Source organism: Robertmurraya phoenicis (assembly GCF_047302285.1).
In the GTDB taxonomy this organism is placed as follows: domain Bacteria; phylum Bacillota; class Bacilli; order Bacillales; family Cytobacillaceae; genus Robertmurraya.
Genome location: NZ_CP154845.1, coordinates 3320569 through 3334130, shown reverse-complemented (window position 1 = coordinate 3334130; position 13562 = coordinate 3320569). Strand labels below are relative to the sequence as shown.

The 13562-nt window shown below is 38.6% G+C and carries 16 protein-coding genes; 13 read left to right on the top strand and 3 right to left on the bottom strand.

What is annotated here, in order from left to right:
- Nucleotides 1-45 precede the first annotated feature (45 nt).
- Nucleotides 46-930 carry an RluA family pseudouridine synthase gene (locus AA0X71_RS16625; RefSeq protein WP_413356425.1) on the top strand — a complete coding sequence of 295 codons (885 nt, stop codon included), beginning with the start codon at nt 46-48 and terminating at the stop codon, nt 928-930.
- Here AA0X71_RS16625 and prpE read toward each other — a convergent pair.
- Nucleotides 927-1667 (bottom strand): bis(5'-nucleosyl)-tetraphosphatase PrpE, encoded by a 741-nt coding sequence (gene prpE / locus AA0X71_RS16620; RefSeq protein ID WP_413356424.1) that lies wholly within the window; start codon nt 1665-1667, stop codon nt 927-929. The genes AA0X71_RS16625 and prpE overlap by 4 nt on opposite strands.
- Before the next feature lie 290 nt (nt 1668-1957).
- On the opposite strand from prpE, the gene AA0X71_RS16615 reads away from it, so the two are divergent.
- From AA0X71_RS16615 to AA0X71_RS16605, 3 genes are all read left to right on the top strand, one after another.
- Complete coding sequence (locus AA0X71_RS16615) at nt 1958-3808, top strand: monovalent cation:proton antiporter family protein (RefSeq protein ID WP_413356423.1); 1851 nt, start codon at nt 1958-1960, stop codon at nt 3806-3808.
- A gap of 120 nt (nt 3809-3928) precedes the next feature.
- The gene (fabI, locus tag AA0X71_RS16610; protein WP_413356422.1) at nt 3929-4699 is read left to right on the top strand and encodes an enoyl-ACP reductase FabI; all 771 of its coding nucleotides are present in this window, start codon (nt 3929-3931) and stop codon (nt 4697-4699) included.
- 234 nt (nt 4700-4933) lie between these two features.
- The gene (locus AA0X71_RS16605; protein WP_413356421.1) at nt 4934-5479 is read left to right on the top strand and encodes a CotO family spore coat protein; all 546 of its coding nucleotides are present in this window, start codon (nt 4934-4936) and stop codon (nt 5477-5479) included.
- Nucleotides 5480-5566: 87 nt separating this feature from the next.
- Here the strand turns inward: AA0X71_RS16605 and AA0X71_RS16600 are convergent, their stop codons facing one another.
- Nucleotides 5567-6061, bottom strand: a complete 495-nt coding sequence (locus AA0X71_RS16600; protein WP_019153212.1) for a CotY/CotZ family spore coat protein — start codon at nt 6059-6061, stop codon at nt 5567-5569.
- 134 nt (nt 6062-6195) lie between these two features.
- Between AA0X71_RS16600 and AA0X71_RS16595 the strand changes: the two genes are divergently transcribed.
- The 8 genes from AA0X71_RS16595 to AA0X71_RS16560 all read left to right on the top strand — a co-directional run bounded on the left by AA0X71_RS16595 (nt 6196) and on the right by AA0X71_RS16560 (nt 10844).
- A complete protein-coding gene (locus tag AA0X71_RS16595; protein WP_413356420.1) occupies nt 6196-6546 on the top strand; it encodes a DUF1360 domain-containing protein in 351 nt (116 codons plus the stop codon).
- 398 nt (nt 6547-6944) lie between these two features.
- Nucleotides 6945-7415 (top strand): sporulation protein, encoded by a 471-nt coding sequence (locus AA0X71_RS16590; RefSeq protein WP_413356419.1) that lies wholly within the window; start codon nt 6945-6947, stop codon nt 7413-7415.
- A 14-nt stretch (nt 7416-7429) separates the two neighbouring features.
- Complete coding sequence (gene spoVAC, locus AA0X71_RS16585) at nt 7430-7894, top strand: stage V sporulation protein AC (protein WP_413356418.1); 465 nt, start codon at nt 7430-7432, stop codon at nt 7892-7894.
- A complete protein-coding gene (spoVAD, locus tag AA0X71_RS16580; RefSeq protein WP_413356417.1) occupies nt 7894-8910 on the top strand; it encodes a stage V sporulation protein AD in 1017 nt (338 codons plus the stop codon). Before spoVAC ends, spoVAD begins: the two co-directional genes overlap by 1 nt.
- Before the next feature lie 18 nt (nt 8911-8928).
- The gene (spoVAE, locus tag AA0X71_RS16575) at nt 8929-9285 is read left to right on the top strand and encodes a stage V sporulation protein AE (RefSeq protein ID WP_413356416.1); all 357 of its coding nucleotides are present in this window, start codon (nt 8929-8931) and stop codon (nt 9283-9285) included.
- Between the two features lie 95 nt (nt 9286-9380).
- Nucleotides 9381-9515, top strand: a complete 135-nt coding sequence (locus AA0X71_RS16570; protein ID WP_413356415.1) for a YjcZ family sporulation protein — start codon at nt 9381-9383, stop codon at nt 9513-9515.
- A 168-nt stretch (nt 9516-9683) separates the two neighbouring features.
- Nucleotides 9684-10460 (top strand): SDR family NAD(P)-dependent oxidoreductase, encoded by a 777-nt coding sequence (locus AA0X71_RS16565; RefSeq protein ID WP_413356414.1) that lies wholly within the window; start codon nt 9684-9686, stop codon nt 10458-10460.
- 129 nt (nt 10461-10589) lie between these two features.
- Nucleotides 10590-10844 carry a stage VI sporulation protein F gene (locus AA0X71_RS16560; RefSeq protein ID WP_413356413.1) on the top strand — a complete coding sequence of 85 codons (255 nt, stop codon included), beginning with the start codon at nt 10590-10592 and terminating at the stop codon, nt 10842-10844.
- A 37-nt stretch (nt 10845-10881) separates the two neighbouring features.
- Here the strand turns inward: AA0X71_RS16560 and AA0X71_RS16555 are convergent, their stop codons facing one another.
- The gene (locus AA0X71_RS16555) at nt 10882-13158 is read right to left on the bottom strand and encodes a competence protein CoiA family protein (protein WP_413356412.1); all 2277 of its coding nucleotides are present in this window, start codon (nt 13156-13158) and stop codon (nt 10882-10884) included.
- Between the two features lie 127 nt (nt 13159-13285).
- Here AA0X71_RS16555 and AA0X71_RS16550 point away from each other — a divergent pair, with 127 nt between their 5' ends.
- Entirely contained in the window at nt 13286-13561 is a 276-nt protein-coding gene (locus tag AA0X71_RS16550; RefSeq protein WP_413356411.1) for a hypothetical protein, read from the top strand.
- Nucleotide 13562: the final 1 nt, after the last annotated feature.

Below are 13562 nucleotides of genomic sequence, written 5' to 3'. Positions count from 1 at the left end.
CTTCTTTTGGAAGGCTTTTTCTTTGTCAGAAAAGGAGCCCTAACATTGTCCAGATTTACCCTTCAATGGAAAATAGACATCGTGAATCAAGGGAAGCTAGTAAGAGACTTCTTAAAGGAAAAATCGATCTCGAAAGCGGCCTTAACAGATATTAAATTTGCTGGTGGACGAATTACTGTTAATAATATAGAGGTAACGGTACGTAAGCCTCTTCAAGTAGGAGATCTTCTTGTAGTAGAGTTTCCAAATGAAAATCGAAGTGAATCTCTCGCAGGGGAGGAGATTCCATTGGATATTGTTTTTGAGGATGAGTATGTCCTTATTGTAAATAAACCTGCAGGAATTGTAACGATTCCATCAAGAGATCATCCATCTGGAAGTCTTGCCAATGGAATTGTCGGTTATTATGAGAAAATGAGTCACCCTGCCACTGTTCATATAGTAACAAGACTCGATCGGGATACTTCTGGTCTTGTATTAGTGGCTAAGCATCGTCATATTCATCATTTATTAAGTACGCAACAAAAGCAGGGGCTTGTCAAAAGGACGTATGAGGCCTTTGCTGCAGGCGTGTTTTTACACAAAAAAGGGACGATAGAGGAACCGATTGGACGAAAAAAAGATAGTATTATCGAAAGGGAAGTACAAGTTGGTGGACAATATGCCTGCACTCATTATGAGCTATTACAGCAACAAGAAGACTTTGCTCATGTGAGGCTTAAGCTAGAGACAGGTCGGACACATCAAATTAGGGTCCACCTATCTCACCTTGGTCATCCATTAATAGGAGATGATTTGTACGGAGGAGTGGTCGGACAAATGTCTCGCCAAGCCCTGCATTGTCGTAGTCTATCTTTTATCCATCCGATTAGGGAAGCATCCCTATTTTTTCAATCATCCCTACCTGAAGATATGGCTATGCTCCTTTAATCGATTTCTTTGAATTTTTCAGCGATAAATGGCATTGAAGAAGGGACAGAAAAGATTGTCATCTCTGGATATCGAAGGGCCGTTAGTTTGCCGCCAAAAACCGCTCCAGTATCGATGTTATATGTATGATTAAGAATACGAGGCTCCCGTACTGGAGTATGGCCATAAACAATCGTTGCCTTTCCTTGATATTGTTTTGCCCAGTCAAGCCGCACGGGAGAGCCATCTGGATGTTTCTCCCCAGTTATATCCCCGTACAGAACAAAGGTCTTTACCTTTGAGTGATGTTTCCCGATATAATCAGCACGAATTCCTGCATGGGCAATGACAAGCTTCCCATCATCTAATACTTGATATAACGGGTTTTCTTCGTATAACTCGATAAACTTCCTGCGAATTTGCTGCTGTTCATTCCTTTTGAGTTCCTCGTATTCAGCTACCGTTGTTTCTAAACCATGGGTCACTTGAACTTTATTGCCGAGAAAATAACGATATAACTTGTTACAATGATTCCCCGGCGTATAGTAGGCATTTTTTTCCTTCATCACAAGTTTCCATACGATTTCGATCACTTTTAACGACTCGGGACCTCGATCCGTTAAATCCCCAACAAAGGCAAGCCTTCTTTCGTGAGGATGATCAGGAAATCCTTCCGTCCATTCATATCCTAGCTCTTTCGTTAGCTCCTTAAATTCCTGATAGCAGCCATGAATGTCACCAATAATATCGATATTCATCTTCCTACTCCTTTTTTTAAAAGATCATACTAGATAGTATGAACAAAACGAATATATACATAAATGAAATAAGAAAATAAGGGTAATGTTACTGGAAATATAGAGGGAAGTAAGTCGAAATCAGCCTAAATAGTTGCATCATCTGCAATAGCTTTAGTAACATTTATACATGCATCAGTCATATGTTTGAACGTTCACAAGGTTCCATGTATTAAAAATACGATTTTTAAGAAAGTGGAGAATAAATGGGGGCGCCATTCAATTATTTTATAAGTTTAGGAGGAGTGTAAATGGAACATGGTGCGTCCGTAGCATCTTTAGTTATTGTTATTATTGTGGCATTTTTAACACCGCTGTTTTTACATCGGTTAAAGCTAGCCTTTATACCTGTTGTGGTCGCGGAAATTTTAGTGGGGCTAGTAATAGGAAAAAGTGGATTTAACCTCGTTCAAGATGATATGTGGTTGGAAACATTATCAACACTTGGTTTTATATTTTTGATGTTTTTAAGTGGATTGGAAATTGATTTTTCCGCATTTTCTGGGAAAAAGAAAAAAGAAAAGCTTCCGAATGGAAAGGATGAGCCGAACAGCTTTCTGGTTGCGTCTATTGTCTTTATAGGTATTTTTGCTGTCTCATACGGCCTCTCTTATTTATTTGTTCTCGCTGGCATTATTGAAAATGCTTTTCTAATGACTTTAATTATTTCTACAATTTCCTTAGGAGTGGTTGTGCCAACTCTGAAGGAAGCCAATTTAATGAAAACAGGGATTGGGCAAATTATCCTTTTAATTGCTGTTATTGCTGATTTAGTAACAATGGTTTTACTTGCCGTCTTTGTTTCTCTATATGACGGTGGTCAAGGGAATACATGGCTATTGCTCGTACTATTTGCGGCGGGAATGTTGCTTTTCTTTGTTGGAAAAAGATTTAAAAATAATAAGCTTCTTGAAGCCATGTCCACAGGGACGATTCAAATAGGGACAAGAGCTGTCTTTACGCTTATTATTTTGCTCGTTGCTATTTCAGAAACAGTTGGAGCAGAAAATATTTTAGGGGCATTTTTAGCTGGTGTGCTCGTATCACTTCTTTCGCCGAATCAAGAGTTAGTACATAAGCTTGACTCGTTTGGATATGGCTTTTTAATTCCGATCTTCTTCGTAATGGTCGGAGTAGACTTGGATATATGGCAACTATTCGACGATCCGAAAATGCTTATGCTCATTCCGCTTCTTTTAATTGCTTTATTAGTCTCAAAATTAATCCCAGTAGCGGTGTTGAAAATATGGTTTAATACAAAAACAGTCTTTGCTGCTGGATTTCTATTAACTTCGACATTGTCGTTAGTCATTGCAGCAGCGACGATTGGAGAGAGAATGGGAGTTATTACGTCTGAAATGAGTGGAACACTCATATTAGTAGCTGTTATTTCTTGTGTCTTAACACCGATTCTCTTTAAAAACTTGATGCCAAAAGAAACGGTTACGGAGAAGAAATTGAAAATCGCTTTTATTGGGGCGAACCAATTGACCTTACCGATTTCAAGGGAGCTAAAATCATCTCTTTACGAAACAGTTATTTACCATACAAGGCAGGAAAAATCTGAATCACAAATTGCCGATTCGTTGTTTGAGGTAAATGAAATTGCTGATTTTTCCATTTCTGCATTAGAAAATACTGAAGTTTTTACTGCCGATATTGTTGTCGTTTCAACTGGTGATGATGAAATTAACGCAACATTAGCGATTGCCGTCAAGGAACAAGGAGTAGAACGAGTTATCGTTCGGATCGAAAGCCCAGATTTAGAAGAAGGACTAAGAGAAGAAGGGGTAGAGGTCTACTCAGTCTTTAACTCTTCAAAGGCGTTATTACGTGCATTGATTGAGTCACCGAGAGTGATGAATATTTTAACGAATCAAGATACAGCCTTATATGAAATTCGCTTGTTGAACGAAGAATTTGATGGCATGACGGTGAGAAGATTTCCATTTACCGGCGACATCATTTTTGTACGTATCTTCCGTGGCAAGGATTCTATCGTTCCACATGGAGATACAGAATTGCAATTGAATGACCGTCTCATTGTTACTGGAACAAAGGAATATGTTGATGAATTAAAACGAGAACTAGAAATGTTGTAAGGTACGGAAGAAGGGCAGTAATACGAGAAAATGGTATTGCTGCTTTTCTTTTTAGAAAAAATCAGTTAGAATTAGTATCAGGTTCTAATAACTTGTAATAATGATACAGGAGGTAATAAAATGACTCTTTCGTTAGAAGGAAAAAATATAGTGGTTATGGGTGTAGCAAACAAACGAAGCATCGCTTGGGGAATTGCTCGGTCTTTACACAATGCCGGAGCGAGATTGATTTTTACATATGTAGGGGAAAGACTTGAGAAAAGTGTAAGAGAATTAGTGGACACATTAGAAGGAAATCACTCTCTAATTTTACCTTGTGATGTAACCGTTGATGAAGACATTGCAAAATGCTTTGAAACGATTCATTCTGAAGTTGGAACCATTCATGGGGTAGCCCATTGTATCGCGTTTGCGAACAAGGAAGAGTTACAAGGTGAATATATGAACACTACACGTGATGGCTTTTTGCTCGCTCATAATGTCAGCTCTTATTCTTTAACTGCTGTAGCAAAAGTAGCAAGAGAGTACATGACAGAAGGTGGAAGTATTGTTACACTTACTTATTTAGGTGGGGAAAGAGTAGTCCAAAACTACAATGTTATGGGCGTAGCAAAGGCTTCTTTAGACGCAAGCGTGAAGTACTTAGCAAATGACTTAGGACCTCAAGCGATTCGCGTAAATTCCATTTCTGCCGGTCCAATCCGCACTCTTTCCGCGAAAGGTGTAAGTGATTTCAATTCGATTTTAAAAGAGATTGAAGAGCGTGCTCCATTACGTAGAACAACAACACCTGAAGAGGTTGGAGATACAGCTTTATTCCTATTCAGTGATTTATCAAGAGGGATGACTGGAGAAAATCTTCATGTTGATTCTGGATTCCATATTTTATAAATAATAGGCTGACTGCATCTTAAATTGTTGGACGAGTTCTGACAAGGAGAGGGTGCAGTTTTTTTATTTTTCATTCACGCACTGTAATCATACCTCATGAACAAAGAACAAGAGTATGCAATATATAACACCAAAACTGTACATTCTGATGCATGCATCCTTCTTTACTAGGAAACGAAATCAACGCTTTGGCATACATATAAAATGAATCAATTGTATGTGGAGGTGTGACATTTGAGCAAGGAACAGAAGAAAAAGGATCCTCGACTCTTTATACAGCAGCCACCATTTAAACCGCTAAAAGGGAAAATGCAGGAAACGTTTTCTTTAAAACAAGCAATGAAGAATGACCCAAAACCTAGCGGAGAAAAGATGCCAGTTGAAGGTGGAGAAAAAAGAAGAAGAAGTAAAGGTTCGTTTGAGCAAGAAGAGGAAGCCATTTTTGGAGCACCAAATCATGATGAAGTAAGATTATCAGCTAAGGAAGTACAGCAAAAAATCGAAGGCTATGAAGGGAAAGCAAAGGGGCATGATCATGGTTTTTCTTTTCAAAGGCTGAAGCCATTTAAAGAAATGAACGTAGAAGAAAAGCTAGATTACTTAGCTAACTTTCCTCCACAATTGCCTCCAGTTCCGTGTTTGTTCCAAACGGAAGGGAAAGCAGTGCGGGGGATCTTAAAGGAGAAGAACAATCGAGAAGTGATCGTCAAGCTTTTTGATAAAACAGAATCTACTATCCTTATCAAAGATTTGCTGGAAGTAAGAATGGTCGGTATGTAGGAAAACGCCATTCAACATGAATTGAAGAAGTGTCTAGCCTAAAGACTAGACACTTCACTTCAACAAAATCATATGCCATCCTAACCATTAGTCTTCGCAAATGTCTAAGTCAACATCAGCAACGCACTGGATAGCACAGAAGCAGCTTAAGTCAACAGTTACACAGTCATTTGTTGCTCTAAAGCCTTCTACTTGGCAAATCTTACCTAAATCGATGCAGCTACCATGAGTTAAATCTACCGCTTCTCCGTTTTTAACCGGTTTAATGACACGTAATGTTGCACAGCAGTTGTCAAAAACCTCTTCAACTCGGAAAAAAATAGATACGCATGCACATTCATCATGTCTGAAGAATGCATGGAAAGGAGACCCATCTGCTGTTTTTAATGAGAAGACACGAGTATCTACTCTTTGTCTTTTACCCGGTTTAATCAAAGAACCAAGTGGTTCCTGGAAACAGTTAGTAGGACATTCACAAACATCTTCGGCAGCATCTTGGATGTCTTTTATAGCACGGACAACTTCGCATACACAATTGCCAGTGCTAGTGCCTAGTACGTCGTCTTTTTTTCCACAACCCATTCGTTATTCCTCCTTATTTTCTTTAGAAGTAATATTACATTAATAACATATTGCTATAGAGGCATTTGGGTAACGGACAAACGCCTTATTTCCTAAAAATAGGCGAGAAAATATCATGTTGAAGGATGGATGAAATGCTTATATCTTGGATGGAATTTATCGTTATTTCACTTGCTAGCTTTCGTCTTACCCGTTTAATTGTCTTTGATAAAATTACGGAATTTATAAGAAGTCCATTTTTTGTGGAAGAGGTTGAAGTAAATGAAAATGGGGAGGAAGAAGTCTACTATGTTCCAAAAAGTGGGGGATTCACTCATTTTATCGGAGAATTATTAAGTTGTTATTGGTGTACGGGGATATGGTCTGCTGCAGGATTATGTCTTTTTTATCTGCAGTTGCCAGCATTTGCTACTCCTTTTCTCCTGATATTAGCGGTTGCTGGTATTGCTGCTATTATTGAAACGATAATTCAGCATTTTTTGTGAACGAAGTCCTAACTTTTTTTCGAAATTAGGTCATGCACATATACAGGCATTGCAAATTTGCATAGATTATCATAGCGGTACCCACATATGCTCGATATAAGGCCCTTTTAGACGTGGTGAAATACATTTATGATGGGAGAGAGAATTAATGAGAATACAAAGTACGAACCCAAATCTTACATTGAAAAAACAGCAACCTAAACCGTCGAAAAGAAAAAAAGGTTGTGGCTGTGGAAAGAAAAAAACAAGATAAAACAAGACTTTATTTACAGTCTGCTAATGCATATTAGCAGGCTTTTTTAATGTTACAGATATTGGAAGTGTACAAGGATTCATAAATTAAGGGAAAGTCGAGGAAAATAAAAGCAATCTAAGATGTCGTAGAGGATGGGGATGAAATGAGGAAAATACTGCTTACATATTTTCTTGTTATGGTCATGTTTTTATGTGCATGCAACAATGACGGACCGAAGGGAAGCGGGATAGCATTAGTAAAAACAACGAATCCTGCCCCACTCTCTTTTGAGAGAAATACAAAAAAGGAAATGGATTTGGTCCGCTCTATTGAGCAAGATGTCGAAGGGTTTAAGGAGCTTTATGATGTTTCTGTCTTAAAAGGGGAGAAGAATATTCTCGTCGCCTATAAGGTAAGGCATTTGCAACGTTATCATATGAAGGATATCGAGAAAAGAATTAATAAATTGCTTGAGGAAAAATATCCTAAAGAAAATTTCATTGTCTCAAGTGATTATAAGATATTTCTTGAAGCAATGGAGCTTGAAGAAAATTTAAAGGATCCGAATTATTCAAAAGAAAAAGCGGAGAAAAAGCTTCAGGAAATTATCAAAATGAAGAAAGAATTAACATGAAAGGGGCCTAGTTCATGGGGGAGAAGACAAAAGAACAACAACAATATCAATCCCTAGAAAAGAAACATGAAGTAAAAAGACCGATATTGAAAAATTGTATAAAAGCATTTATTATTGGTGGGCTTTTTTGTGTTGTTGGACAAGCGATCACCTATTTTTATATTTACTTTTTCAATTTTACTGAACAAACGGCAGGAAATCCGACTGTGGCAACAATGGTTTTTATTTCCATGATTCTAACTGGTTTTGGCATCTATGATCATATTGGTCAATTTGCCGGTGCTGGTAGTGCTGTGCCAGTTACAGGTTTTGGAAATGCGGTGATTTCCGCCGCGATTGAACACCGTACGGAAGGTTTCGTATTAGGAGTAGGAGGAAACATGTTTAAACTAGCAGGCTCTGTCATCTTATTCGGTGTTTTTTCAGCATTTATTGTAGCTTTAATAAAAGTCCTTCTCATGAAATGGGGGGTTATTTAATGCGTAAGGGAAAGCAGTCATGGGTATTTCCAAATAAACCCGTCATCGTCTCAACAGGTGTGTCCGTAGGTCCATTTGAGGCAAAAGGAAAATTGGCGGCCGACTTTGATATTATTCATGATGATCTATGGATGGGGGAAGACTCCTATGAAAAAGCTCAACGTGTATTGATGGAAGAAGCAACCCAAACGGCTCTTCAAAAAGGGAATAAAACAAAAGACGATGTACAATTTTTTATTGCCGGTGATTTAATCAATCAGATTACCCCGTCAAGTATGGCGGCACGAACAATCCAATTACCGTATATCGGTATCTTTGGTGCTTGCTCAACTTCAATGGAAGGACTTGCACTAGCTTCATTTTTCATTAATTACCAAGGTGCTGATTACGTCTTAACCGGTGCATCCAGCCACAATGCAGCAACAGAAAAACAATTCCGTTATCCAACTGAATATGGAGGACAAAAACCTCCTACTGCTCAATGGACCGTTACAGGAGCGGGTGCAGCGTTGGTGAAGAAAAACGAGAATGAAAAGGGGATTCCTGTAACAACTTCTGCCACCTTGGGGAAGGTCATTGATTTAGGAATGACAGACCCCTACAATATGGGCGGAGCGATGGCACCAGCTGCGGCAGATACAATTACTGCTCATTTTAATGATTTGAAATTGGATCCTTCTTATTATGATTTAATTGTCACAGGTGACCTAGCAAAAATCGGTAGAGAGGTCACGTTTGAGTTACTGCAAAAGAATGGCTTGAATATCGAATGGGAGAAATTTCAGGACTGTGGCTTGATGATTTATAACGATGAACAGCCAGTTCAAGCTGGAGCAAGTGGAGCTGGATGCTCTGCTTCCGTTTTATATGGGCATCTTCTTAACGAAATGCAAAAAGGTACCTATAAGAGAATTCTCGTTGTAGCAACGGGAGCGTTGTTATCCCCATTAACATATCAGCAAAATGAGAGCATTCCTTGTATTGCTCATGCAGTATCGATTGAAATGAACGGATAAGAAAAGGAGGTTATCAACTTGCTACCAATGTTTTTTTGGGCATTCGTTGTTGGAGGGCTCATTTGTGTCATCGGTCAATTATTATTTGATGTAGCAAAATTAACTCCAGGACATACACTAAGCTTGCTTGTCGTCATGGGGGCTATACTTGATGGGTTAGGATTATATGAACCTTTAGCGGATTTTGCAGGGGCTGGAGCAACTGTTCCTATTACGAATTTCGGTAATACCCTTGTTCATGGGGCATTACAAGAGGCCGAAAAACATGGCTTAGTAGGAGTTCTGACAGGCATGTTTGAAGTGACGAGTTCAGGTATTTCCGCTGCCATTGTATTCGCCTTTATCGGAGCACTAATTTTTAAACCAAAAGGATGAGCATGTTTTTGAGCGGAATCTATTAAACAGCCTATACACATTCTTGGACCGATACATATGTTACTAGTGAGACCGTATAAAGCGAGGTGACATATATGGGCTTCGGATGTGGCTTTGGTGGCTATGGCTATGGCGGTGGATACGGAGGTGGATACGGCGGATCTACTTTCGTATTAATCGTCGTGTTATTTATCCTATTAATTGTAGTAGGCGCTAGCTTCTATAATTAATCATTAACTAATGAAGCAAAAAAAGAAATGTCGTTTCGTACAGAGACGGCATTTCTTTTATTGTTATAACAATAGAATATTATGAATTTTCAGCAAAATAATTGAATAATTTGATGAAAGGAGTATATTAGAGATACATAATTCGTTTAAAAAGGGGTGCTGGGTGAAATGAGATTTTCTCAAACGATTGCCCTCATTACAGGGGCAGGGAGTGGAATTGGAAAAGAAGTTGCGATCAAATTGGCAGAAGAAGGTGCAAGAGTTGTTTTAGTGGGAAGAACGAAGTCTAAGTTGGAAGCGGTTGCGAATGAGATCAATAAAACGAAAAAAATTCCGATGGCTGAGATTTTTCAAGCGGATGTAACGGATGAAGAAGATGTACAGGAGCTTTCTGACTATCTCCAAATTCACTTTGGTGACCTTCATATTCTAGTAAATAATGCTGGAGGCCTGCAAAATTCAAAAATACTAGAAACAACCGAAGATGATTGGGATGATATTCAAAATGCTAATTTAAGGAGCGTCTTTCTTGTCTCAAAAATACTAGGGAACTTCATGGTCACAAAGGCGAAAGAAGAAAATGGCTTACAGGGACGTGCGATTGTTAATGTCGCCTCTCTCTCCGGACATCAAGCAGGTGCTCTCATGCCCCATTATAGTGCAGCGAAAGCAGGAGTGATTAATTTTACAAGGTCACTTGCGTTAGAATTGGCTCCATATGGCATTCGTGTAAACTCTGTTTCACCAGGCTTTGTCGATACTCCGCTGACAGAGAAAGGCTTGGAAAATGAGAAGTTTGTGAAGACGATTGAAGAAAATACAGCCCTAGGGAGAATTGGGAAAGCCTTAGAGATCGCCAATGTCATTGCGTTTGTTGCGTCAGAAGAAGCATCCTATATGACCGGAAGCGATGTGCTTGTGGACGGTGGTTGGCTAATTAAATAGATCCTGAGTAAAAAATGGATGAAATCTATAAATCTATGAAATACGCCTTTCTTTTGCATTTCATATCACCCTTCTGTAGCTACATTCATAAAATGTAAGTAGCTTGAAAAGGAGGCGTAGTTTTACAAAATGGATAATCATTTCTTTAAGAATATCGAAAAAAAGACGGGCGTAAATATGAAGGATGTTTTTGACTTAGCCAATTCATTACAAGGGGCGAACTTCAAGGACGAAAAAACGGTACGAAACGTGATCAGAAGAGTATCACAAATTGCTAATAAACCTGTAAATAAGGAAACTGAGGATAAAATTGTTAAGTCAATTGTCAGTGACGGAAAGCAGTTGGATTTCAATACGATTTCAAAAATGCTTAACAAGAGATAGTACAAAAAAGTCGCTCAAAAATAGGAGCGACTTTTGTCTATTTCACTGGAGCTAAAAAACGAGAAGGATGGGCGTTTTTGCCGCGACGTTTTTGTGGGACAGAGAGATATAATTGTTCCATGGCTCTTGTGATGGCGACATATAGCAAGCGTCTTTCTTCCTCTAAAGGTGCTAGATCGCCATTGCGGAATGAATCTAGCGCGAAATCATGGGGAAGACTTCCATCGACTGTACTAACAACGTAAACAACTTTATACTCCAAGCCCTTCGAACGGTGAATCGTGCTTAAAGTAAGAGCATTATCGAGCGTTTTACTGATATTCTTTATTTCTTTATTCATGGCTGTCATATGATTAACATGGTCTAGAAACTCAAGAATCGTTTTGAAACCACGTGCGGCAACCTTTAAATCACGAATATCATCAGAGCCCTTATCAAGCTTATTTCCTTCATTGCCTCTTTTCTTAATAAAGTCCCCATAACCTAGTTCTTTTTCTAGGATGTCCATCGCCGTGACTGGTGCTAGCTGATGCAACGAACGAATGACAGGGACTAGTTTTTTCAACTTCTTTTCTTGAAAAGCAAAACCTGTTTTTAATTGACTGATACATTCGAGTAAAGAGCAATCATTAAGAATGCTGTCAGCCTTTAAGTCCTGGAGAACATTATTTTTCACAAATAGGACGGGAAGGATGGACCGTATCGCATCTTGATCATCCTCATTCAATGAAAGTCTGAGAAAAGAAAGCATTCCTTTTACGATAAAACGCTCATAAAATGGTTCCACATCTTGATCAATTTTAAACGGAAGACTGGAATTGGTTAATCTTTCGAAAATCGCTCTACTGCTCGTATTCGTTCGAAAAAGAACAGCAAAATCGCGAGGCTCGTAGCCTTTTTCAATTTTCTCTTGAATATCTTGAACGATCATCGTTGCTTCTTCTTCCTCATCAAAAGGGAAGAATAAAACAGGGGAGCGTTCAGAAGAGAATTGGGCGTGCATTTCCTTAAGTCTACGCTCTTTATTCTTTTTAATAATCGTATTGGCTGTTGCCACGATTTCATGGCTTGAGCGATAGTTTTCATTTAAGACAACTAGCTTTGAATTCGGAAAATCTTTTTCAAATTCAAGCAGGTAATGAGGGTCACTTCCTCGAAATGAATAAATAGACTGATCGTCATCTCCAACTGCACATATATTTTTCGAAGATGATAGCATGCGAATCAATTCGTATTGAACCTTGTTGATATCCTGAAACTTGTCAATAAGGAAATAGCGAAAACGTTTTTGGTAACTTTCAAGAAGGGAAGGGTTCTCTTGAAACAGCTGATAGCAGCCAAGAAGCATATCATCAAAGTCAAATAAGCCTTTTTCACGTTTCGTCTGTTCATAAAACTGAAAGAGAAAGGCGACCTTTTCCTCCCATGGAGTTTCAGGCTTAATTTGAGAAGGAAGAACTAATGAGTTTTTCCAAAACCCAATTTGTTGCAATGCTAGATCGTAAGCAAACTCCTTCTCATCTAACTCTAGCTCCTTACCACCTAATTTTATGATTTGTTCCTTTTGCCACTCTTTTTTTAATAATTTATCAGAACTCCATTTACTTCGCTCATGGAAAGACAAAATGCGGTAGAAAATACTGTGAAACGTTCCAGCCAATAATGACTGAATTTGTTGCTGAGTGACGCCTGGATATTGTTTTAAGCGCTTTTTCATTTCCATTGCTGCCTTTGCGGTAAAGGTGACAAGCATGATTGAGCGGGGATCCACTTTTTTCTCTTGAATCATGAATGCTGTACGTGCTGTTAACACTCTCGTTTTGCCACTTCCTGCTCCGGCAAGAACAAGCAATGGACCTTCCGCATGAGAGACGGCTTCCATTTGATTGGCATCTAATGAAAAACCGTGTTCCTTCAAGGTTTGTATATATGGACTAGATGGTGGCATTTCCACTTTCGTTTCTTTTATGAATAATGGAGCCTTTTTGACTCGACTATGAGATTTGAACTCTGTTTGATATTGCACTGTTGTAATCGTGCGGGAAACGGGAATTTTGAAACCATTTCGCTCTACGTATTCCACTTCATCTTTAGTGGATTCTAGCTCTTGTAGCTCTGGTTCCTGGCAAGTTGTATGTTTGGTCATGTGGAAAAAGTGAGGTTGCTTTTCAATGCCTAAGTAGAAGCGAACAGGGTCACCACATATTGGACAATGGAGCTTTCCTTTTTTTCCTTCATCATGAATCCATTGAAAATGTTCTCTATTTAGTTGTTCTGTAGCGATTATCTTGTTCTCTAATACAGCTGTTCTCATCATTTTCCCCTTTAATCTAACTTTCTTCATGTCCTTTTTTAATAAGTACAGACAAAATTTATCATACCAAATCGTATATATATTCTAAAGAGGTTTTTCGTGAATTTTATTGAAAGAGGTGGTGAATATGGGTTATATTCCTCCAACAACAAATTATCAATATACGCAATACGCAGAAAGAGAAGTAAAAAACAATTATGATCCATTTCAGATTTTTCCAGTAGGGAGAACAAGAGCTGCTGCCAACACTAGTGAAGAAAAAAGGCTGGAAAGAGGGCAAAGCTTCAGGAAGAGACTAAATAAAAATAGCTCCTCAGTTCAGGAGCTAGCGAAAGAGAGTATGGTCGAAGAAATTTATAGTGATCTAACTGGCAAAGGCCGTTACTTTAATGAAGTCGTCTAGG